This window comes from Amycolatopsis sp. Hca4 (assembly GCF_013364075.1).
Lineage (GTDB): Bacteria > Actinomycetota > Actinomycetes > Mycobacteriales > Pseudonocardiaceae > Amycolatopsis.
Genome location: NZ_CP054925.1, coordinates 10,836,791 through 10,856,941 on the forward strand (window position 1 = coordinate 10,836,791; position 20,151 = coordinate 10,856,941).

Below are 20,151 nucleotides of genomic sequence, written 5' to 3' on the forward strand. Positions count from 1 at the left end.
CTCGACAGCGGGCGCCCGTGCGGGCGACACTGGGCCGATGACCGGCCTGATCACCGGAAGCCGTGTCCGGCTGCGGCCAGCCGCCGCCCCGGACGCCGCCCGGTTCGAGGAGATCCTGTCGCACCCCGAGGTCGCCCGCTGGTGGGCCGACGCCGAGGAGCCGGTGGCCGCCCAGGTGTCCTACCTGCTGGACCCCGACGAAGGCACCACGACCTACGCCATCGAGCACGACGACACCGTTATCGGCATCGAACTGGCCTTCGAGGAGGCCGATCCGCAGTACCGCCACGCCGGGATCGACATCGCGGTGCACCCGGACTTCCAGGGCCGCGGCCTCGGCTCGGACGCCATCCGCACGCTGGCCGAGCACCTGTTCACGGTGCGCGGGCACCATCGGCTGGTGATCGACCCCGCGGCGGGCAACGAGGTGGCGATCCGGCTCTACTCCTCGCTCGGGTTCCGGCCGGTCGGCACGATGCGGTCCTACGAGCGCGGTCCGGACGGCAGCTGGCACGACGGGCTGCTGATGGACCTGCTCGTGGACGACCTGGTCCCCGCAGCCGCACTAGCCGGCTCGTGAGCGGCCGCGCGGTCGCGGCCCGGCCCTTGCGGCGGGTCGCCGTGGCGAGCGCGGTGGGGACCACCATCGAGTGGTACGACTACTTCATCTACAGCACGGCGACGGCCCTGGTGTTCGGCAAGCTGTTCTTCACTTCGCTGTCGCCCGCTTCCGGGACGCTCGCGGCGTTCGCGACGCTCGGCGTCGGGTTCCTGGCCCGCCCGGTCGGCGGGATCCTCTGGGGCCACTTCGGCGACCGCGTCGGCCGCAAGGCGATGCTCGTGCTTTCGCTGCTGCTGATGGGTTTCGCCACCGTCGGCGTCGGATTGCTGCCGACGTACTCCGCGATCGGCGTCTGGGCGCCGATCCTGCTGCTGGTCCTGCGGCTGCTGCAGGGGCTGAGCGCCGGCGGCGAATGGGGTGGCGCTGCGCTGATGGCGGTCGAGCACGCGCCCGAGGGCCGTCGCGGCCGGTACGGCGCCTTCTCGCAGATCGGCGTCCCGGCCGGGTTGATCCTGGCGCAGCTGATGTTCTTCGTCCTCGGCCGCACGCTCACCGACGCGCAGTTCGCCGCGTGGGGGTGGCGGGTGCCGTTCCTGGCGAGCATCGTGCTCGTCGGCGTCGGCCTGGTGATCCGGCTGCGGATCGAGGAGAGCCCGGTGTTCTCGCGGCTGCGGGAGGCCGAGGAACGCAGCAGCCGTCCGATGGTCGAGGTGCTGCGCGAGCGGCCGCGAGCGCTGCTGGTGGCGTCCGGCAGCTTCATCGCCAACACTGCGATCGGCTACATCTTCCTCGCGTACCTGTTGTCCTACGGCACTTCCGTGCTGAAGATCAACCGCACCACGCTGCTGGTCGTGGTGATCATCGGCAGCGTGACGTGGCTGGTGAGCATCCTCGTCACGGCCGCGTGGTCGGACCGCGTGGGGCGAAAACCCGTGTACCTGGCCGGTTCCGTGCTCCTGGTGGTCTGGCCGATCCCGTTCTTCCTGCTCGTCGACACCAAAGCGACGGCCTGGCTGATCGTGGCGGTGATCGTGCTCAACATCGGCCTCGGCGCCACCTACGGGCCGCAGTCGGCGTTGTTCGCGGAGCTGTTCGAGCCGCGCTACCGCTACAGCGGGGCTTCGTTCTCCTACGCCGTCGGCGCGGTGCTGGGCGGCGGGTTCGCGCCGTTGATCGCGACGGCGCTGCAGACCGCCACGGGCACTTCGCTTTCGGTGTCGCTGTACCTGGTGGCCGTGGCGGTGCTGAGCCTGGTCGCGGTCCTGTTCATCCCGCGGGATCAGAGCCGGTCGAGCCGGACGGCGGCGGCCATCCGCTCGTAGCCGGCGTCGCCGGGGTGGAGGTGGTCGCCGGAGTCGTAGGCCGGGAGCATCCGGAGCGGGTCGGCCGGATCGCGCACGGCCGCGTCGAAGTCGGCGACCCCGTCGAAGACCCCGCCGGTGCGGATGAAGCTGTTCACCGCCTGGCGGGTCGCTTCGAGGGTGTCGTCGTACACGCGCCAGCCCTTGAACGGCGTGAGCGTGCCGCCGAGGACGCGGATGCCGCGCGCGTGCGCCTGCGCGACCAGCTGGCGGTACGCCGAGGTGATCGCGGCCGGGTCGGTCTGGTGGGGGTCCTGCTGGATGTCGTTGATGCCCTCCAGCACGATGATCGTCCGCACGCCGCCGACGCTGAGCACGTCGCGGTCGAAGCGGGAAAGCGCGTTCTGGCCGGCGCCGGAGCCGGGCACGTCGAGCAGCAGCCGGTTCGCGCTGATGCCCGCGTTGAGCACGCCGTAGCGGCCGTGCAGGCGGTCGGCGAGGTAGTCCGGCCAGCGGTGGTTGGCGCCGGAGACCGAGCCGACGCCGTCGGTGATCGAGTCGCCGAGCGTCACGATCGAAGCCTCGGCACCGCCCTGGACGTCGACACCGGAAACGTAGTGCCACACGGATGTCTGCTCGGTGTACGGGGTGCCGGACTCGCTGGCGGCGAAGTCGCCGGCGCGGGTGAAGTACGACGTCTGCGCCGCGGCCGGGTGGTAGGTCACCGGCCCGGACTTCACCGGCACGTACGTCGTCACGAGCAGGTTGGTGTCGGCGGGCACCCGCAGGTTCACCGGATCGCTCAGCGCCTCGGCCCCGGCGGGCACGACGACGCTCGGGGCGCCGCCGAAGGTCAGCGAGCGCAGGGTGCCCGGCACGGCGTCCGGCCCGGTGGCCTGGACCGCCACGGTGACGTGCCCGAAGGTCAGGGGAGCGGCACCGAAGGCGTTCGACAGGTGGACGCGGGCGCGCCCGCCGCCGGCACTGGTGTGCACGACGTTGCGGATCGAGTAGCCCGGGTAGCCGTCCGGCGTGTTCGGGACGGCGGACGCGGGCGCCGCGGCCCAGGTGCCGACCCAGCCGCCGACCGCGTGCTGCGCGAGGACCGGGACCGCGCTCTCGGGGTTCGCGCTCCCGGACGCGGTGAGGAGTCCGAGGCCCGCCAGGACGGCCGCGCCCACGGCCGGGAAACGTCGCATCTCTCCACCGTCGCCCCCGGGCCCGCGGGCGGCGACCGCTGATCAGGTGAGGCAACCGGACAAGATCCGCGACAGCTGGGGCGGGCCCGTCCGGGATTCTGGGGATGCCGGACGGGCCCGCGCGAGGTGGCCGTTGCCGCGACGGCCGCTCGCCGGGGTACCCGGTCCCGATCGGGCGGAGGCTGGCCCGGATCGTTGCGTCGTGGTGACCCCGGAGGGCGTGTGCGAGACGCCCTCACCCAGAGCACGGCCGCCGGTGCGGGGTGGTTCAGCCCGCTTCGGAGGTTTCTCGCCCGGCCGGACGCCGTGAAGGCCACCTCGGCGGACGCGAGGTGGCCTTCACGGCGTCGAGCGGGAGGCTCAAGCTGCGGCGGCGGGAGGTCCCGCCAGGGCGCGGTGGCCCGCTTCGGTGAGTTCGGCGGGTGCCCACTGGCCGGGTGCGACGAGCCGGGTGGCTCTGACCAGGCCGGCGTGGGCGAGGTCGTGGGCGGTGTTCTGGTCGCAGCAGGACAAGCCGTCGACGCGGAGGTCGGGTTCGCAGCTGCAGCGGAGCTCGGCACGGCCTGCGGCGACCGCCTTGAGCATGGCGATCGCGCGGCGGCTCAGCGCGTTCGGGTGGGTGGACATCGGTCTGGCCTTTCGGTGCGGCTGTTCTCGGCGCGAGTGCTGCAGCTCGTCACCCAGTGATACGCGGCGAACACGAGCGCGGTTCACTTCGATCGGTCCGGTTGGCCTCTTGACACGGCGGAGGCCGCCAAGCAGGCTCAGTCATCGGATGAATCACTTCCGCCAGCGGCACATGAGTCTTCTGGGGCTGAACTCTGCCGAAAATCCGCCGTAGTCATCCGATCCCTGGAGGTTCAGTGTCGACCTTCCCCCGCCGTCAAGCCCTCGGCATCGCCCTGGGCGGTGCGGTCGCGCTCAGCGCGGCCGGCCGCGCACCCGCCGGTGCCGCCGTCCCCGCCGACGCCGAAGCCGACCGCGCCGGCACCCCGATCGTCCCGCCCCCGCCGCCCGTGCCGGTCGCCCTCGGCGCCTGGTTCACCAACGACGGCATCGACAGCGCGTCGGCCACCGGCGGCGACTTCGACGGCTCGGGCTACACCTTCCCGGCCGAGCACATCCCCGCCGGGCAGACCGTCACCGCCGGCGGTGTCCCGTTCGAGCTCGGGTCCGCGGCCGCCGGGGCGAAGAACAACATCGCCGCCACCGGCCAGCGGATCGACCTGCCGAAGGGCCGCTACTTCGCCGCGTACTTCCTCGTCGCGGCCAGCTACGGCGCGGCGGGCGGCCCGGCGACCGTGCACTACGCCGACGGCAGCACGAGCACCGGGTCCCTCTCCGGCCCCGACTGGTACACCGGCAGCGGCGCGCTCGTCTCGCCGTTCCGCTACGCACCCGGCGGTGTCGTCGACCAAAACCCGGTTTCCCTGGCCACCGGCCAGGTCTGGCTGGACCCGGCCCGCGAAGCCGTCGCGCTGACCCTGCCCACGACGGCGAACCCGGCGCCGAACGTCTCCAGCCTGCACGTCTTCGCCCTCACCCTCCAGCCGGTCGCGGTGGGCCGCTCGGCGCTGGTCCTCGACGGCCGGTCGACGGCGAACCTGCTGACCGACGGCGGTCCGCAGGCCGCCGAAGCGACCATCGTCAACGCCGGCACCGTGTGGCTCGGCGCGGGCGACCGGGTGAGCGTCACCCTCGACGTGCCCGGCGGCCGGACGACCGTGCCCGCGACCATCCGTGCGCTGGCGCCGGGGGAGCAGGCGACGGTCCGGCTCGGGCTCGCCCCGAACGCGTCCGTGCCGCCCGGCACCACGACGAACGGCCAGCTCCGCGTCAGCGCCGGCCGCGGCACCCTCGCCACCCGGCAGATCCCGGTCACCCTCGGGGTCCCGGACTTCCGGCCGGCCGACGGGTCACTCTCGGCGCACCGCGCGCCCTACTGGTTCGACGACAGCAAGTTCGGCATCTTCATCCACTGGGGTGTCTACGCCGTGCCCGCGTGGGCGCCGGTGGGGCAGCAGTACGCGGAGTGGTACTGGCAGAACCAGCAGGACCCGAACGGCGCCACCTACGCCTACCACCGGCAGAAGTACGGCGAGAACTTCGCCTACGACGACTTCATCCCGCTCTTCACCGCGGCGAAGTTCGACCCGCGCAGCTGGCTGAACCTCATTTCGGACGCCGGTGCCGAGTACTACGTGCTGACGTCCAAGCACCACGACGGCTTCGCGTTGTGGGACACCAAGGTCAGTGACCGCAACTCGGTCAAGCTCGGCCCGAAGCGGAACATCATCGCCGAGCTGTTCGCGGCGTCGCGGAAGTACACCCCGCAACTGCGCAACGGCCTGTACTTCTCCCTGCCGGAGTGGTTCAACCCGGACAACCCGTGGATGGGGCACGCGCCGCGCAACCCCTACACCGGCGCGCCGCTGCCCTACACCGGCTACACCGCGGGGAAGGACTTCGTCCGCGACTACCAGGCGCCCCAGGTCCTGGAGCTGATCTCGGAATTCGACCCCGACGTCCTGTGGTTCGACATCGGCGGCGTCAACGACACGCGGAACGTGATCTCCGAGTACTTCAACCGCGCGAAGAACCGCAAGCGCCCCAAGGACGTCACCTACAACGACCGCGGCGGCATCCCCGACCACGACTTCACCACCCCGGAGTACACGACCTACCCGAACACCGTGGTGGCGAAGTGGGAGGCCAGCCGCGGCCTCGACCCGTTCTCCTACGGCTACAACCGCGCGACCCCCGACGACCGGTACATGACGGCGGAGGAGGTCGTCCGCACGCTCGTCGACATCGTGTCGAAGAACGGCAACTTCCTGCTCGACATCGGCCCGGACTTCGACGGCACGATCCCGGACGTCATGCAGAAGCACCTGCGGGACGCGGGCGCGTGGCTGAAGGTCAACGGCGAGGCCATCTACGGCACGACGTACTGGTCCCGGCTGGCGCAGCTCGGCGACCTGCGCTTCACGGTCAAGCAGAACGAAGCCTTCTACGTGCACTCGCTGACCGCGCCGGGCAGCCGCCTGGTGGTCGACGCGCCGGTCCCGATCCGCCGCGGTGACCGGGTGACGCTGCTCGGGTACCGCGGGAACCTGCACTGGAGCGTGGAAAACGGCGCGCTGGTGATCGACGTCCCGGCCGCCACCCGGCAGGCGGGCCGCTACACGTGGGTGTTCAAGATCGCCTGGAGCTGACCGGCCGTTCCGCCAGCGAGCGCAGTTCCCGCGGCACCGGCCCGGAATGGACGACACCGAGCGACCGGGTGGCCCGCGTCATGGCCACGTAGAGGTCGTTGGGTCCGTGCGGGCCGGCCGCGAGGACGGCGGCGGGGTCGGCGATCACCACCGCGTCGAACTCCAGCCCCTTGGCTTCGGCCGGGGTCAGCACCACCACGTCGTCGGCCGGGTCCGGCGGCCGCCGCAGCCCGAGTGCGGCCGCCGGCCCGTCCGCCTCCGGCGCGATGATCGCCAGCTTCCCCGTGGTGTGCTCGCCGGCGAGCCCGGCGAGCACACCGGGGACGTCGTCGGTGGCCTGCCGCCACGGCGGTTCCCCGCTCGCCCGCACCGAGGTCGGCGGCCGCAACGCCGGGTGGTGGACGGCCAGCACTTCCGCCGCGGCCGCCATGACCTCCCGCGGGGTGCGGTAGCCGACGGTCAGCTGCGCCAGCCGGTGCGGCCGCGGCACCCGGTCCCACGACGTGGCCCCGGCCGCGGTCCCGGTCTGGGCCAGGTCCCCGACGACGGTCATCGACCGGGACGGGCAGCGGCGCAGCAGCACCCGCCAGTCCATTTCGGACAGTTCCTGGGCCTCGTCGACCACGACGTGCCCGAACACCGGCACACTTCCGCCGAGCAATGCGGCGGCCTCGTCCAGCAACGGGACGTCCGCGGCGCTCCACGGCCCCTCGACCACCTCCGCCGGGGTCAGCGCCGGCCACAGCCCGTCGAGCACGTCCCGGACGCCGGGGTCGGCGAGCAGGGCCGTCCGCAACGCTTCCCGGTCCACCTCGTCCAGCAGCGTGCGCGGGCCGTCGTCGTCCTCCGGGCCGAGCACCACCCCCGCGGCGGCCAGCGCCCGCAGTTCCGCCTCGCCGAGGCGGCCGTCCGCACTGCCGCCGTCGAGCGCCTCGCCGGTCTCGGTGAACACCAGCGCCTCCGCCCGGGCGGCCAGCTCCCCGGCCAGCGCGGCGACCACCTCCCGGTGGAACACGTGACGGGCCGGGTTGTGCGGCAGCCCGGTCTCCCTTGCCGTCTGCACGGCCCGGCGGAGCGCCGCCGGATCCAGCCGCAGCACCTGCTGTTCGAACTCGACGGTCACGGCCTCTTCGGGGACCCGGACCGCGGCGCGGACGCGTTCGGCCAGCCGGGCCGCCATGTCGGCCCGGCCCTTGCGGGCGGCTTCCGCGGCGGTGTCCACCCGGGTGACGGCGACGCCGGGAACGAGGTCGGGCACGGTCGCCGTGACCACCCGGTGCTCGCCGAGACCGGGCAGCACCTGGCCGATGTAGTCGAGGAAGACCCGGCTCGGGCCGAGGACGAGCACCCCGCGGGTGCGCAGGTGTTCGTGGGTGTAGAGCAGATAGGCGACCCGGTGCAGGGCGACGGCCGTCTTGCCGGTGCCGGGCCCGCCCTGCACCACCAGCACGCCCCTGGCGTCGTCGCGGACGATTCGGTCCTGCTCGGCCTGCAGCGTCGTGACGATGTCCCGCATCCGCCCGGTGCGCTCGGCCGTCACCGCGGCGAGCAGGGCGGCCTCGCCGACCAGCCCGTCGGCCGGCGCGTCGGGATCGAGCAGTTCGTCGTCGAGGGCCACGACCGTCCGGCCGCGGGTGGTGATCCGCCGTCGGCGGACGACTTCGCCCGGGTCGGCGGCGGTCGCGGTGTAGAACGGCCGGGCGGCGGGTGCGCGCCAGTCCACGAGCAGCGGTTCGTCGTCGCCGGTGAACAGCCCGAGCCGTCCGATGTGGACGCGACGGCCGCCGGTCAGGTCCAGCCGGCCGAAGCACAGGCCGTCCTCGGCGGCCGCCAGCCGCGCCACCTCGGCCCGCCACACGCCGGGCGCGTGGCCGCGGGCGAGCGCGGCGGCCGCCTCCGCCCGGAGGGCGTCGAGGCGCGTGTAGAGGACGTTCAGGTGCTCCTGTTCGGCGCTGAGTTCGTGCATGCCGGAGAGCGTGCCCGCGACGGCGCGGAAAGTGCAGTCTTGTTCTTCTTGACAGCGTCAGCCGCGCCTGGAGAAGTCGGCGTTCTTGCCGACGTAGAGCTCCGCGAACGCCGCCGCGGCCGCGGGCGAACCGAGCAATCGGCGCATCCGGGCCTCGGCGATGCGCGCCGCGAACGGGTTCTCGCCCGCGGCCGCGGTGTGGTGGAAGATGTCCGACAGCCACAGCGAGAACTCCTGGTACTGCCAGACCAGCGGCAGGCAGGCCGCGGAGTAACCGGCCAGCGGCGCCGGGTCGCCCGCGTAGTGCGCCTGGAACGCCTCGGCGAGCAGGAACGCGTCGTGCAGGGCGAGGTTCATGCCCTTGGCCGCGATCGGGGCGACCAGGTGCGCGGACTCGCCCGCCAGGTGCAGCCGGCCGTGCGACATCGGCTCGACGACGTAGTTGTGCATGTCGAGGATGCGCTTCTCGACCAGCTTCCCTTCGGTGATGGCGCCGCCGGGCACGGTGAGCCGCGCGTGCAGCTCCGCCCACACGCGCTCGTCCGGCCAGTCCGCCTCGGTCTCGCCCGGTGCGGTCTGCAGGTAGAACCGCGTCACCGTCGGCGTCCGCGCCATGTGCGCGGCGAACCCGCGCGGGTGGATGCCGAACAGCACGCCGTCGGCGGACGGCGGCGCCTCCGCGAGCAGGGCCAGCCAGCCGATTCCGTAGTCGTGGTGGGCTTTCACCGTCGATTCCGCCGGCAGGTACCCCTGGCAGACCCCGCGGGCGCCGTCGCAGCCGGCGACGAAGTCGCAGTCGACGTAGTGCTCGGTGCCGCCGGCCCGGAACGTGACGGCGGGGGAGCCCGACGTCAGGTCGTGCAGCTCGACGTCGGACACCTCGAAGACCGCCTCACCGCCGGCCTCGGCGTACTGCGCGACCAGGTCGGTCACCAGAAGCTGTTGCGGGTACACGAAATGCCGCTGGCCGGTGACGTCGGCGTAGCGGAAGACGTGCCGCTGCCCGCCGAACCGGAACTCGAACTTCCCGTGCCGCGGCGCCTTCGCGACGAGCCGGGCGCCGAGCCCCCGCCGTTCGAGCCCGCGGACGGCCCACTCCTCGATGAACCCGGCCCGCGGCCGCTGTTCGATGAACGCCCGGCTCTGCGCCTCCAGCAGCACGCAAGGGATTCCCGCGCGCCGCAGCAGGTTCGCCACCGTGAGCCCGGCCGGGCCCGCCCCCACCACGGCCACCGCCGTGCGCCTCGCCACCATGGAGCCGAGAGTAGCGCGCAGCGGACGGACCGCTCAGTAATAACGCCGCAGTCGGGGCCACGCCTCCGACCACGGCCGGGCCGGCTCGCACAGCGAAAGCGGCACGCCTTCCTCGTCGTTGTCGACGCCGGCGGCGTTGTGGTGCTTGGCGACCAAGCGGCACCGCGTGATCAGCCGGGCCGCGGGGAAGTCCGGCCGGACACGGCCGACGAGCAGCACCGGGCCGACCAGCCGGTCCGGCGGCGGGCCCCAGTCCGCGTAAGACATGTGCGGCGAGTACGGCTGCGGCAGCCCGAGCTCCGGCCCGTACCGCTCGAGCGCGCCCGCCTCGCCGTAGTTCCCGGCGAGGATCACCGCGGTGTCGCGCTCGGTGTCCGGGATCCGCTGCCACACCCCGGCGACGCTGCCGGCGAAGTCCGGCCAGCCGACCTGCTCGCCCGGTTCCTTGTTCATCGCCAGCAGCGGGCCGTTCAGCGCCGCCGCGGGCACCACCGGGAGTCCGATGAGGACGGACACGGCCACGCACACCGCGGCGGCCGCGCCGGTCAGCACCCGCCGGGCCGTGCCGCCCCGGCCCAGCCAGCGCAGCGCCGGCTCGGCGCCCAGCGCCACCAGCGGCAGCAGCAGCGGCACCGAGTAGTACGGTTTCCCGCCCACGATCAGCAGTTCGGCGCACACCACGGGGTAGGCGACGGCCAGCGGGCGGGCCCAGCGCAGCCCGGGTTCGCGCCACGGCCGCACGAGCCCGGCGATCCACACCGGCACCAGCACGGGGGAGAGCAGGACCAGCTGCATCGGCACGAACAGCAGCCGGTTCGCGGCGCCGTCGTCCTCGCTGATCCCGCCGGCCACGGTGAGCATCGGCCAGCCGTGCGACGCCTGCCAGAGCACCACCGGCGCGGCGAGCACGAGGGCGATCCCGACGCCGGCGGCGAGCCACCGGGTTCGCAGCACCCGGCGCGGCCCGGTGACGGCCACGCCGACACCGAGCCCGGACAGCAGGAGCAGCACGAGCCACTTGTTCGCCAGGCCGAGGCCCGCGGCGGCCCCGATCGCGAGCCACCACCGGCCGTCCCCGGTGCGCAGCAGCCGCAGCGCGAACAGCGCGAGCACCGACCACAGCAGCACGTCCGCGGAGTTGGTCGCCAGCATGTGCGACACGACCAGGACGTAGGTCGACGACGCCGTCGCGATCGCGGTGAACAGCTGGACGCCGCGGCCGCCGCCGAACTCGCGGGCGATCAGCGCGACGACCACGACGGTCGCCATCCCGAGCAGGGTCGCGACCACCCGCAGGCCCACCGGTGTCTCGCCGAACACCGCCGTCGACGCCCGGGCGAGCCACGGCGTGATCGGCGGATTGTCGACGTATCCCCAATCCGGGCGGCGGCCCGCGGCGACGAAGTAGAGCTCGTCGCGGTGGAAGCCGTAACGCCCGGACAGGGCGGTCAGCACGACGGCCTGCCCGGCGACGACGATCCCGATCGGCAGCGCGGCGAACCGCGGTAGCGCCCCCATGGCCCTCTCCCCTCGGCGTGCCCGGGATCGTACGCCGGTGCTCAGGCTCCCGGGTGCGCTCCGAGGAATTCACCGCCCGCGTCGGTGACCAGTTCGGCGAGGGTCTGCGCACGCCGCAGGGGTGCGAACTCGACGTCACCGCGCGGCGACACGGTGAACCCGTACACGGCCGGGCGCGGCAGCGTGTTGTACGCGTAGTGCGCGCCGAAGTAGTAGGCGCCGGTGTCGTGGGCGACGACGAGGTCACCCGGCTCCAGCAGCGGCAGCGGCCGTTCCCTGGCCAGCAGGTCGCCGGCGAAGCACAGCGGGCCGGCGACGTCCTGCGGCACCTCGGGGCCGGTCTTCGGCACGCCGGCGGCGTCGAACGCGCCGATCCGCAGCGGCCAGTGCTCCGGCTGGAGCACGGTGCGCGCCGCCACCTGGGCGCCCGCGTGCGTCACGGCGATGTGCCGTCCCCCGGCGACCTTCGTGTACTCCACCGCGCTGACCAGGAAACCGCTCTTCGCCAGCAGGGACCGGCCGAATTCGGTGACGAACGCGTAGCGCCCGTCGGCCAGTTCCGGCACCCGGGCCAGCAGCGTGGCGGCGTAACCGGCGTAGCCGGGGCCCGGTTCGTCCGAGGTGAAGTCCACCGGCAGCCCGCCGCCCAGGTCCAGGCTCGTCACCTGCCGGTACCCGGCCGCGGCGTTGATCTCCTCGGCGAGTTCGTGGACCGCGGCGACGCCCTCGGCCATCAGCTCGGGCGGGCAGCCCTGCGAGCCGACGTGGACGTGCAGGCGCGTCAGCCACGGCCGGCGCGCGAACGCCTCCCGCAGCCGGGCGCGGTTCCCGTCGTCCCGCAACGGGATGCCGAACTTCGACGCCGCGGTGGCGGTGCTGGTGTCCCCGATCCGGCCGGCGCCGACCTGCGGGTTGATCCGCAGGCCCAGCACCGACCGCGGCGGGGTCGCACCGACCAGCGCGTCGAGCCGGGCGAGCTCCTGGAAGTTGTCGGCGTTCACGGCGGTGCCCTCGGCGAGGGCGTGCGCGAGCTCGGCGGTCGTCTTGGCGGGGGAGTCGAGCACCAGCCGCGGGCCGCGCAGGCCGGCGGCTTCCGCGACCGCGGTTTCGCCGGGGCTGGCCACCTCGGCGTCGATCCCCAGCCCGCCGAGGAACTGCAGCAGCGGAGCCAGCCCGCACGCCTTGGCGGCGACCGTGTGCTGCACGCGCCCGAGCGGCGCGAACGCCGTGGTGAGGTCGTCGACGGCCTCCCGGATCGTGGCGAGGTCGAAGAACCCGGCCATCGGCGCGGCCAGCCGCCGGTCCGCCGCGGCGGCGAGGGCGAGCAGCTTGCGGTCGGTGCGGGTGCGGGGCGCGCTGGTCGTGGTCACGCGCCCAGGACAGCAGCGGCGGGCGCCCGGAGTCCAAGACTTCGTCGTGATCAGGTGATAGGAAGGACTTATAATCGCTGGGTGGATCTGCGTCGATGGCACTACTTCGCCGTGCTCGCCGAGGAGATGCACTTCACGAAGGCGGCCGCGCGGCTGTTCGTGTCGCAGCCGTCGCTGAGCCAGCAGATCCGCGCGTTCGAAGCGGACGTCGGGGTGGCGCTGCTGGACCGCACGGGTCCCCGGTTCGCCCTGACCGACGCGGGCCGGGTGGCGGCCGCCGAAGCCCGCGAGCTGCTCGACCGCCTGGAGCGGGCGCGGGGAGCGATCACCGCGGCGGGCCGGGGCGAGGCCGGGAGGCTGCGGATCGCCTACACGCGATCGGCGCCGGGCCCGCTGGCCGGCGACCTGGTGGCGGCGTACCGCGCCCGGTTCCCCGACGTGGAACTGGCGTTGGAGACGGGCTGGACCAGCTTGAACCTGGCCCGCTTGGCGGCGGGCGAGATCGACGTGGGCTTCGTCCGGCCCCCGGTCACCGCGGCAGGGATCGAGGTCGCGGTGGTGGGGGCGGAGGAGGTGCTGCTGGCGCTGCCGTCGGGCCACCCGCTCGCGCGTCGCCGCGGCCGGGTGCGCCGGGCCGAGATCGCGGCCGAGCCGGTGGTGTTCTGGCCAAGGGAGAACGGTCCGGGCCAGTACGACGCGATCAGTGCGCAGGTGTGGCCGGGTGGGTTGCCGCCGATCGTCCGCGAGGAGCCGGAGGACGAGCAGCTGATGCGCGCGGTCGCGGAGGGGGCGGGGCTGGCCGCGGTACCGGAGCACCGCGCCCGAGCGCTGCGGCGCCGGGGCGTGGTGCTGCGGCGGGTGGAGGAGCCGGTGCCGCGGATCGATTTGGGGCTGGCCTGGCGGCATGGGGCGGGGTCACCGCTGGTGCGGGCTTTCGTGGAGCTGGCGGCGGAGGGGAGCTAGCCCGGCCGGCGTGCCGGCTCGCGGCTTCGCGGTGGTCGCGAACCAGCCCGCGGTCTGGGACGAGTCCGGGCTTCCTGCGACCACTGCTGCGGATCAGGGCGGGGTTTCGAGGTGGGCCCCGGCTTCCCGGGACCGCTGCCGCGAACTACCGGGCGAGGGACCGCGGCCGACCTGGTCTCTTCCATGAGGCGAGCTTGCTAACCCTCGCCGCCACGAGCCGGTCGGCGGCCGAGCGCTCCGGGGGCCGTTCGACCGCGAGGAGAACCACCACCTGGGCTTCGGCTGCGGTACCGCCCCGGGCGCTGTGGCGCCATGATCCGGGCGGCCGAGGGGCCCGCGGCTCAGCCCAACCCGAGCGCCGAGCGCACCGCCGTCACCACCACCGGGTGACCCAGCGGCAGCGGAGGCGGCACCCGGTCGTCCGGGTTGTCGCTGCTCGACGCCACCACCCGCACGTCCGTTCCCGCCTCGCGCAGCTTCGTCACCACGTCGTCGTGCTCGGCGAGCCAGGCCTCGTCGGCCTCGGCCGCGTCGTCGGACGGCAGGAACGCGTCCGAAGCCGGGTCCACCAGCAGCAGGTGCGTTGCCGCCCCCGGGTGGCGCTCGACCAGCTGCAGGGCCTCCGCCGCGAACGGGCCGCTCGCCACCACCGCGATTTCCGGGTCGCCCGGACCGGCGTCACCCAGGAGGTCGTCGGCTTCGCTCAGGGCGCCTCCCGCCGGGACCCGGCACCAGAAGACGGCGCGCGTGTCCGCCAGCGGACGCCAGGTCGCCGGCAGCTCGTCGTGCTTCCCGGCGCCCGCCGGGTCGAGGACGATCACCTTGGGGCCCGACGGGTCTCCGGCGGTCACCACCGACGGGCCTTCGGACCGGACGGGGTCGGTTTCGGCGGACATGGGATTCCTTTCACAGAAGCGGTTCAGCGGCGGGGAAGCTCCGGGCTGTCGGTGTCGAGCGGCACGGCCCCGGACCGGACCAGTCCCAATTGGACGGTCTGGCGGCCGGTCAGCGCCTCCAGGGCCCAGTCGACGGCCGTGCGGACGCGGTTGCCCGGCATCGCCATCAAGTGGTAGCCGCGCGTCACGGCCTTCGCCGGCCGGCCGGACAGCGGGATGTGCAGCGGGTTCGCCGCCGCGGCACCCGCGCCGAGGTCGACGACGAAACCGAGGTCGTGGTGGCGGTAGGCGCCCGGGCGGCCGTGGCCGAGTGACGCCGCCACGTTGCGCCCGGCCAGCCTGCCCTGCCGCTCGGCGTGCTGGGCGGTCATCGCGGTGTACTGCCCGGGACGGGTGAGGTCGGGCACCGCCGCCGCGTCACCGCAGGCGAAGACGTCGTCGCGGCCCGGCACGTTCAGCTGCTCGGTGACCACCAGCCTGCCCTTGGCCGTCTCCAGCCCGAGCTCGGCCACCAGCGGGTCCGGCCGCACGCCGACGCACCACACGAGGGTGCGGGCCGGCACGGAGTCGCCGTTGGTCAGCGTGACGCCTTTCGCGTCGGCGTTGTCCACCGACGTCTTCATCAGCACTTCCACCCCGCGCGAGCGCAGCACCTCGTCGGCGGTCCGGCCCAGCCGCTCGTCCAGCTCGGGCAGCACGCGCTCGGCGAGGTCCAGCAGCAGCCAGCGGATCCGCTGCCCGGCCAGCTCGGGGTGGCGCGCGGCGAGCGCCGCGGTGAACGCGGGGCCCTGCGCGGCGACCTCGGTGCCCGTGTAACCGGCGCCGACCACCACGAACGTGCAGCGGGCGTCGCGTTCGGCCGGGTCCTCGGCCGCGGCGGCCAGCTCGATCTGCCGGGTGATGTGGTCACGCAGGTACAGCGCTTCCGGCACGCCGCGGAACCCGTGCGCGTACTCCGGCACGCCCGGGATCGGCAACAGCTTGTTGACGCTGCCCGCGGCCAGCACCAGCCGGTCGTACCCGATCCGGTGCTCGTTGTCCTCGGGATCGGTGTAGGTGACGTGCCGGGTTTCGAAGTCGACGCCGGTGGCCACGCCGAGCACCAGGCGGACCCCGCGCAGCGTTTCGGGAATGGAAACCGCCACCCGCCGCGGATCCAGGATCCCCGCCGCCACTTCGGGCAGCAACGGCAGGTAGAGGAAGTAATCCGTCGGGTTCAGCACGACGACTTCCACGTCTTCGCCGGCTTCTTTCCGCAAGCTCTTCGCCGCGTGGTACCCGGCGAATCCGCCGCCGACGATCACGACACGCATGGCTCTCCTTCCGGGCGGAGCGGGCATCCCGAACGGATTACCCGAGGTCGGAGCCGGGAAACCCGCGGGGTTGACCTCTCGGCGCAGGGGCGTACGGTCAGAGGTGTTGGCTGTTGTTCAGACACGTGCTCCGGTCAGCGCCCCTCTACCGCTGAAAGGGAGCGCCATGTACGACTGTTTTCGCACGATATACGAACCGTCGGGGCTGACGGTGACCAAAGCCGGACGCCCGGGCGGAGTCACGGTGCTCACCCTGGTCGGTGACATCGATGCGGCCACGGTGAACACGCTCGACGAAGCCCTCGCCACCGGCACCCGGCTGGTCGTCGACCTCACCCGGGTGGCCTTCCTGAGCTGCGCCGGGGTCCGCGCACTGCTGCAGGCGCACGCCCGCACCGAAATCGTCGTCGTGCCCGGCGGCCACGCGGTCACCCGCTCGCTCGAAGCCACCGGCGCCGACCTCGTGCTGAAGATCCACCCCCGGGTCGGCGCCGCGCTCGCCGGCCTGGCCGCCGAACCCGGCCGGGAGGCGTGACCCCTCGCGCGGCCACGCCTCTCCGGTCGTCCATTGAGGACACTGAGGGCCGTGGAGCTCAGTCGTCTCCCGGCCAGTCGCCGGTCGCCTTGCGGTAGCCGACGGCGCCGGCGCGTTCGGTGGCGGCCTTGACCGCACCGAAGATCGCCCCCTGCACCGCCGCCGCGACCACCACCTGACGCCAGGTGTAGTCGCGGTCGGTGGCGTCGGGGGCGTCGTCCTCGCCGGCCACCCGGCTCCAGACCTGCTTGAACACCTGGCCGGCCAGGATGCCGCCGAGGGCACCCACCACCCAGCTCAGCGGCTTGTACAGCGCTTTGTTCACGAGTTCCTCCGGCGGAGAATCAGGCGGATCACGATCAGCAGGCCCAGCACGCCGGCGAAGACCGGCACCGGGTTGGCGCGCACGGCGTCGGCGCCCTGGCGGAACTTCACCGCGGTCGGCTCGTTCGTCACGTCGGCGACCTTCGCGGTCGCCTGGTCGAGCTTCTCGTCGACGTTCTCCTTGACCCTGGCCTTCACGTCGAGCTTCTGCCCGAGCGCGGTCAGGGTTTCGGTGAGCTCCTCCCGGGTCGCGTCCCGGTCGAGCCGCGCCTCTTCGGCGTTCTTCGGGAAGTCCCCGCTCATGCCCGCACTCCCTGCTTCACGGTGTCCACGTCTTCGCGGACGCCGCTGATCGCCTCTTCGGGCACCGGCGGCACCCCCTGCGTCACTTCCTTCTTGCCGACCAGCGCCGCGATCCCGGCGACGACGAACAACGCCACCGCGACGATCACCGCGGCCAGCCAGCCGGGCACGGCCAGCGCGAGCGCCAGCACCGCGGCCGCGACCAGCGTGCCCGCCCCGAGGAACGCGAACAGCCCCGCCGCGCCGAACAACCCGGCGCCGAGGCCCATCTTCTTGCCCTTGCGCTGCAGTTCGAAGACCGCGAGCCGCATCTCGTCCCGGACGAGCCGCTTGACCTCGTCGGTCAGGTCCGTCACCAGCTCGCCGACCGAGCGGTCGGCCGCCGGTGTCTTGTTTGCCTCTTCGATCACCGAACACCTCCTTTGCCTGGCCGCCGGGTACCCGGGCCCGGCGCCGGTCAACCACGGCGGGTTTGACCGCGGCGGCAGCGGGTAGCCGAAGGTTTCCACCACCGATCAGGAGGAGTGCATGAGCACGATCACCGAAATCGTGGACGTGGAAGTCCCCGTTTCCACCGCGTACAACCAGTGGACGCAGTTCGAGGAATTCCCCCGGTTCATGGAAGGCGTCGAAGAGATCCGGCAGCTCGACGCCACCCGCACCCATTGGGTGACGCGGTTCGGTGGCGTGACGCGCGAATTCGACGCGACGATCACCGAACAGCACCCGGACGAGCGGGTCGCCTGGAACTCGGTCTCCGGACCGGACCACGCCGGCGTCATCACCTTCCACCGGCTGGACGATTCCCACACCCGGGTGACCGCGCAGATGGACATCGACCCGGAGGGCTTCGCCGAGAACGTCGCCGACAAGCTCGGCGTGCTCGACCGCCGGGTGAAGGGCGACCTCAAGCGGTTCAAGGAGTTCATCGAGCAGCGCGGCCGGGAGACCGGCGCCTGGCGCGGTGACGTGGACCGCCCGGGGCAGTAGCACCGCTCACCCGACCGGGGTGAGTTCACGCGGCGGGGCGGGTTCACCCGCCCCGCCGCGTTTCGCGTCCGGTGACCGCCGGGTAGGTCGTAGGCATGACGACCACCACTGCCGGCGTCCCCGCTCTGGAGCTGAACAACGGCGTGCGGATCCCGCAGCTCGGGTTCGGTGTCTTCCAGATCTCGCCGGAGGAAACCGCCCAGGCCGTGCGGACCGCGCTGGAAACCGGGTACCGCCACATCGACACCGCGCAGATGTACCGCAACGAGGCCGGCGTCGCCGCCGGGATCGCGGACTCCGGCGTGGCCCGCGAAGACGTGTTCGTCACCACCAAGCTGGCGAACGACGCGCACGGGCACGACAACGCGATCACCGCGCTCGAAGGCAGCCTGCGCCGGCTGGGCTTCGACTACGTCGACCTCTACCTGATCCACTGGCCGCTGCCGTCGAAGAACAACTACGTCCGCACGTGGCAGGGCTTCGAGGACATCCTGCACGCGGGCAAGGCCCGCGCGATCGGCGTGTCCAACTTCCAGCCCGCCCACCTCGACCGGCTCGCCGAGGAGACGTCCCTGGTGCCCTCGGTCAACCAGATCGAGCTGCACCCGGCGCTGCAGCAGGCGCAGCTGCGCGAGTACCACCGGGCGCACGGCATCGCCACCGAAGCGTGGAGCCCGCTGGCGCAGGGGGAGGTCCTCGGCGACCCGGTGCTCACCGGCCTGGCGGAAAAGCACGGGCGGACGCCCGCCCAGGTCGTGCTGCGCTGGCACATCCAGCTCGGGAACATCGTGTTCCCGAAGTCGGCGTCGCCCGGCCGGATGCGCGAGAACATCGACGTCTTCGGCTTCGAACTCGACGACGAGGACATGGCCGAGATCGGCAGGCTCGACGAAGGCCGCCGCACCGGGCCGGACCCGGACACCTTCGGCGGGTGAGGATGTTCACCCCGTGACGGGGGCGTTTCCCTGCGCGACCTGCCGGGTATTCCTCCGGCAAGGTCCCCCAGGAAGGAGCGTCCGGCATGACCACGAACGCGTACCTGTCGTTCCTCGCGATCGGCGTTGCGCTGGTCCTGATAGACGGGCAGATCATCTACCGCAGCGGCCGCCGTTACCTGGAGAACTCCTACGGCGACCCGGCGGCGGGCGCTTCGATGACCCGCCTGGTCACGGTGCTGTTCCACCTCGCCACCCTCGGCGTGCTCGCCCTGATCTCGACCATCGAAATGGGCGGCAGCGACCTGCCCGGTGTGGTCGGGCGGATCGGCGTGCTGCTGCTGATCCTCGCGCTGGCCCACGCGATCACCCTCGGCGTCCTGGCCCGCATCCGCGGTGAGCAGGAGGTCGAGGCGGTCGTCCAGCGCGGCCCCCGGCCGCGGGTGGACACGGAGCAGCAGGCCGCGACGGTGACCCCGGTGCCGGGGCAGGACGGCCGGTACCCGGCCGCCAGCCCGTCGCTGGAGAACCGGTCCCCGTACACTGCCCAGTAACGGCGGCACGAAACCGAGGGCGTCGCTTCCCGTGGGGGAAGCGACGCCCTCGATTCATGCCGCCGGGACCAGGGGGCGCCCCCGCGGCGGCCGCCGGGTGTGAAAGTGCAAGCCGCCTGACCAACCCCTCGGACTCGACAGCTGGGTCAGTTCTCCGATGCCGGGAGATCGATCTCCGTGTGCCGGGTGGCGAGCGTCTTCGCCAGGTCGGCCAGCTTGACGTTGAGGTCCTGGGACGCGCGGCGCAGCACGTCGAAGGCCTCGTCGGCGGTGATGCCGCGACGCTGCATGAGGATGCCCTTGGCCTGGCCGATGACGTCGCGGCTGTCGACCGCGCGGCGCAGGTGGGCCGACTCGAGCTCCGCCGCGGCGACGGCCTCGGTGTGGGCCAGCGCCAGCGACGCGTGCGTGGCCAGCAGCAACGCGGTGTCGATCGCTCGGGCGTCGAACGCGCCTGGGGTGCGCGAGTAGATGTTGAGCGCGCCGGAGAGCCGGGGCGGACGGGCCTCCGGCAGCAGGGCGGTGGCCAGCACCGAGTGGTAGCCGTGCGCCGCGGCGGCCGGGCCGAACGCCGGCCACCGCGGGTCGCGGCCCAGGTCCTGCGACCAGCCGACGGCAGGCCCGTCCGAGCGGGCCGACTCCACGCAGGGGCCTTCGCCGTGGTCGTACTGCACCTGGTCGAGCTGCTCGGCGACCGGGTCCGTCTCGACGGGGGTGTGGTAGGTGCCGTCGGCGTCACGCAGGGTGACACTGACCAGGTCCGCGCCCGGCACGAGCGCGACGGCCGCCCCGACGACGAGCTTGAGCACCCCGGCGACGGTCGGCGTCACGTCGAGCAGGGTCCGTGTGAGGTCGGCGAACTGCCGGGCCAGCGGCCCGGGCTCCGCCGGGCGGTCCTGCCCGAACCAGGCCCGGTCACGGGCCCACTCCTCTTCGCCGACACTCATGGGGCT

General features: G+C 73.0%; 20 protein-coding genes. 8 read left to right on the forward strand and 12 right to left on the reverse strand.

Annotated features, from left to right (window positions below):
* Positions 1 to 37: 37 nt before the first annotated feature.
* A complete protein-coding gene (locus HUT10_RS49200; protein ID WP_176177499.1) occupies positions 38 to 580 on the forward strand; it encodes a GNAT family N-acetyltransferase in 543 nt (180 codons plus the stop codon).
* Positions 577 to 1,884: an MFS transporter gene (locus tag HUT10_RS49205; RefSeq protein ID WP_176177500.1), complete on the forward strand. Its 1,308-nt coding sequence runs from the start codon at positions 577 to 579 to the stop codon at positions 1,882 to 1,884. Before HUT10_RS49200 ends, HUT10_RS49205 begins: the two co-directional genes overlap by 4 nt.
* Here the strand turns inward: HUT10_RS49205 and HUT10_RS49210 are convergent.
* Together HUT10_RS49210 and HUT10_RS49215 are read right to left on the reverse strand one after the other, a co-directional pair.
* Positions 1,842 to 3,062, reverse strand: coding sequence for an SGNH/GDSL hydrolase family protein (locus tag HUT10_RS49210; RefSeq protein ID WP_176177501.1), 1,221 nt, complete (start codon positions 3,060 to 3,062; stop codon positions 1,842 to 1,844). The two genes, HUT10_RS49205 and HUT10_RS49210, sit on opposite strands and share 43 nt — an antisense overlap.
* A gap of 360 nt (positions 3,063 to 3,422) precedes the next feature.
* Positions 3,423 to 3,689, reverse strand: a complete 267-nt coding sequence (locus tag HUT10_RS49215; protein WP_176177502.1) for a hypothetical protein — start codon at positions 3,687 to 3,689, stop codon at positions 3,423 to 3,425.
* A 236-nt stretch (positions 3,690 to 3,925) separates the two neighbouring features.
* Here HUT10_RS49215 and HUT10_RS49220 point away from each other — a divergent pair, with 236 nt between their 5' ends.
* Positions 3,926 to 6,277: an alpha-L-fucosidase gene (locus tag HUT10_RS49220; protein WP_176177503.1), complete on the forward strand. Its 2,352-nt coding sequence runs from the start codon at positions 3,926 to 3,928 to the stop codon at positions 6,275 to 6,277.
* Here the strand turns inward: HUT10_RS49220 and HUT10_RS49225 are convergent.
* The 4 genes from HUT10_RS49225 to HUT10_RS49240 are packed head-to-tail and all read right to left on the reverse strand — an operon-like array spanning position 6,258 to position 12,385.
* Positions 6,258 to 8,243, reverse strand: coding sequence for a UvrD-helicase domain-containing protein (locus HUT10_RS49225; RefSeq protein WP_176177504.1), 1,986 nt, complete (start codon positions 8,241 to 8,243; stop codon positions 6,258 to 6,260). The two genes, HUT10_RS49220 and HUT10_RS49225, sit on opposite strands and share 20 nt — an antisense overlap.
* A 57-nt stretch (positions 8,244 to 8,300) precedes the next feature.
* Positions 8,301 to 9,497 (reverse strand): 4-hydroxybenzoate 3-monooxygenase, encoded by a 1,197-nt coding sequence (locus HUT10_RS49230; RefSeq protein ID WP_176177505.1) that lies wholly within the window; start codon positions 9,495 to 9,497, stop codon positions 8,301 to 8,303.
* A gap of 33 nt (positions 9,498 to 9,530) precedes the next feature.
* Positions 9,531 to 11,015, reverse strand: coding sequence for a glycosyltransferase family 39 protein (locus HUT10_RS49235; RefSeq protein WP_176177506.1), 1,485 nt, complete (start codon positions 11,013 to 11,015; stop codon positions 9,531 to 9,533).
* Positions 11,016 to 11,056: 41 nt separating this feature from the next.
* Entirely contained in the window at positions 11,057 to 12,385 is a 1,329-nt protein-coding gene (locus HUT10_RS49240; RefSeq protein WP_176177507.1) for a diaminopimelate decarboxylase, read from the reverse strand.
* 81 nt (positions 12,386 to 12,466) lie between these two features.
* Here HUT10_RS49240 and HUT10_RS49245 point away from each other — a divergent pair, with 81 nt between their 5' ends.
* Positions 12,467 to 13,348, forward strand: coding sequence for a LysR family transcriptional regulator (locus tag HUT10_RS49245; RefSeq protein WP_176177508.1), 882 nt, complete (start codon positions 12,467 to 12,469; stop codon positions 13,346 to 13,348).
* Between the two features lie 341 nt (positions 13,349 to 13,689).
* Here the strand turns inward: HUT10_RS49245 and HUT10_RS49250 are convergent, their stop codons facing one another.
* On the reverse strand, positions 13,690 to 14,244 hold the full coding sequence (locus HUT10_RS49250; RefSeq protein ID WP_176177509.1) for a hypothetical protein: 555 nt from the start codon (positions 14,242 to 14,244) through the stop codon (positions 13,690 to 13,692).
* A gap of 23 nt (positions 14,245 to 14,267) precedes the next feature.
* On the reverse strand, positions 14,268 to 15,557 hold the full coding sequence (locus HUT10_RS49255; RefSeq protein ID WP_176177510.1) for an NAD(P)/FAD-dependent oxidoreductase: 1,290 nt from the start codon (positions 15,555 to 15,557) through the stop codon (positions 14,268 to 14,270).
* 166 nt (positions 15,558 to 15,723) lie between these two features.
* Between HUT10_RS49255 and HUT10_RS49260 the strand changes: the two genes are divergently transcribed.
* Positions 15,724 to 16,092, forward strand: a complete 369-nt coding sequence (locus tag HUT10_RS49260) for an STAS domain-containing protein (RefSeq protein ID WP_176177511.1) — start codon at positions 15,724 to 15,726, stop codon at positions 16,090 to 16,092.
* Between the two features lie 58 nt (positions 16,093 to 16,150).
* On the opposite strand, the gene HUT10_RS49265 is transcribed toward HUT10_RS49260, so the two are convergent.
* The 3 genes from HUT10_RS49265 to HUT10_RS49275 are packed head-to-tail and all read right to left on the reverse strand — an operon-like array spanning position 16,151 to position 17,129.
* A complete protein-coding gene (locus tag HUT10_RS49265) occupies positions 16,151 to 16,417 on the reverse strand; it encodes a DUF4235 domain-containing protein (protein WP_091310919.1) in 267 nt (88 codons plus the stop codon).
* Positions 16,414 to 16,719 (reverse strand): DUF3618 domain-containing protein, encoded by a 306-nt coding sequence (locus tag HUT10_RS49270; protein WP_176177512.1) that lies wholly within the window; start codon positions 16,717 to 16,719, stop codon positions 16,414 to 16,416. Before HUT10_RS49270 ends, HUT10_RS49265 begins: the two co-directional genes overlap by 4 nt.
* Positions 16,716 to 17,129: a phage holin family protein gene (locus HUT10_RS49275; RefSeq protein ID WP_176177513.1), complete on the reverse strand. Its 414-nt coding sequence runs from the start codon at positions 17,127 to 17,129 to the stop codon at positions 16,716 to 16,718. The genes HUT10_RS49270 and HUT10_RS49275 overlap by 4 nt, the downstream gene beginning before the upstream one ends.
* A 118-nt stretch (positions 17,130 to 17,247) precedes the next feature.
* On the opposite strand from HUT10_RS49275, the gene HUT10_RS49280 reads away from it, so the two are divergent.
* From HUT10_RS49280 to HUT10_RS49290, 3 genes are all read left to right on the forward strand, one after another.
* Positions 17,248 to 17,709 (forward strand): SRPBCC family protein, encoded by a 462-nt coding sequence (locus HUT10_RS49280; RefSeq protein ID WP_176177514.1) that lies wholly within the window; start codon positions 17,248 to 17,250, stop codon positions 17,707 to 17,709.
* 95 nt (positions 17,710 to 17,804) lie between these two features.
* The gene (locus HUT10_RS49285; protein WP_176177515.1) at positions 17,805 to 18,644 is read left to right on the forward strand and encodes an aldo/keto reductase; all 840 of its coding nucleotides are present in this window, start codon (positions 17,805 to 17,807) and stop codon (positions 18,642 to 18,644) included.
* 86 nt (positions 18,645 to 18,730) lie between these two features.
* Positions 18,731 to 19,198, forward strand: a complete 468-nt coding sequence (locus tag HUT10_RS49290) for a hypothetical protein (protein WP_176177516.1) — start codon at positions 18,731 to 18,733, stop codon at positions 19,196 to 19,198.
* A 146-nt stretch (positions 19,199 to 19,344) separates the two neighbouring features.
* Here HUT10_RS49290 and HUT10_RS49295 read toward each other — a convergent pair whose 3' ends face one another.
* Positions 19,345 to 20,145 (reverse strand): GAF and ANTAR domain-containing protein, encoded by an 801-nt coding sequence (locus tag HUT10_RS49295; protein WP_176177517.1) that lies wholly within the window; start codon positions 20,143 to 20,145, stop codon positions 19,345 to 19,347.
* Positions 20,146 to 20,151: the final 6 nt, after the last annotated feature.

What these genes read in the sequence shown, in the direction of transcription:
- HUT10_RS49200 (WP_176177499.1), top strand. Translation starts at nt 38, where the DNA reads ATGACCGGCCTGATCACCGGAAGCCGTGTCCGGCTGCGGCCAGCCGCC.
- HUT10_RS49210 (WP_176177501.1), bottom strand. Translation starts at nt 3,062, where the DNA reads ATGCGACGTTTCCCGGCCGTGGGCGCGGCCGTCCTGGCGGGCCTCGGA.
- HUT10_RS49215 (WP_176177502.1), bottom strand. Translation starts at nt 3,689, where the DNA reads ATGTCCACCCACCCGAACGCGCTGAGCCGCCGCGCGATCGCCATGCTC.
- HUT10_RS49225 (WP_176177504.1), bottom strand. Translation starts at nt 8,243, where the DNA reads ATGCACGAACTCAGCGCCGAACAGGAGCACCTGAACGTCCTCTACACG.
- HUT10_RS49230 (WP_176177505.1), bottom strand. Translation starts at nt 9,497, where the DNA reads ATGGTGGCGAGGCGCACGGCGGTGGCCGTGGTGGGGGCGGGCCCGGCC.
- HUT10_RS49235 (WP_176177506.1), bottom strand. Translation starts at nt 11,015, where the DNA reads ATGGGGGCGCTACCGCGGTTCGCCGCGCTGCCGATCGGGATCGTCGTC.
- HUT10_RS49250 (WP_176177509.1), bottom strand. Translation starts at nt 14,244, where the DNA reads ATGTCCGCCGAAACCGACCCCGTCCGGTCCGAAGGCCCGTCGGTGGTG.
- HUT10_RS49255 (WP_176177510.1), bottom strand. Translation starts at nt 15,557, where the DNA reads ATGCGTGTCGTGATCGTCGGCGGCGGATTCGCCGGGTACCACGCGGCG.
- HUT10_RS49260 (WP_176177511.1), top strand. Translation starts at nt 15,724, where the DNA reads ATGTACGACTGTTTTCGCACGATATACGAACCGTCGGGGCTGACGGTG.
- HUT10_RS49270 (WP_176177512.1), bottom strand. Translation starts at nt 16,719, where the DNA reads ATGAGCGGGGACTTCCCGAAGAACGCCGAAGAGGCGCGGCTCGACCGG.
- HUT10_RS49280 (WP_176177514.1), top strand. Translation starts at nt 17,248, where the DNA reads ATGAGCACGATCACCGAAATCGTGGACGTGGAAGTCCCCGTTTCCACC.
- HUT10_RS49285 (WP_176177515.1), top strand. Translation starts at nt 17,805, where the DNA reads ATGACGACCACCACTGCCGGCGTCCCCGCTCTGGAGCTGAACAACGGC.
- HUT10_RS49290 (WP_176177516.1), top strand. Translation starts at nt 18,731, where the DNA reads ATGACCACGAACGCGTACCTGTCGTTCCTCGCGATCGGCGTTGCGCTG.
- HUT10_RS49295 (WP_176177517.1), bottom strand. Translation starts at nt 20,145, where the DNA reads ATGAGTGTCGGCGAAGAGGAGTGGGCCCGTGACCGGGCCTGGTTCGGG.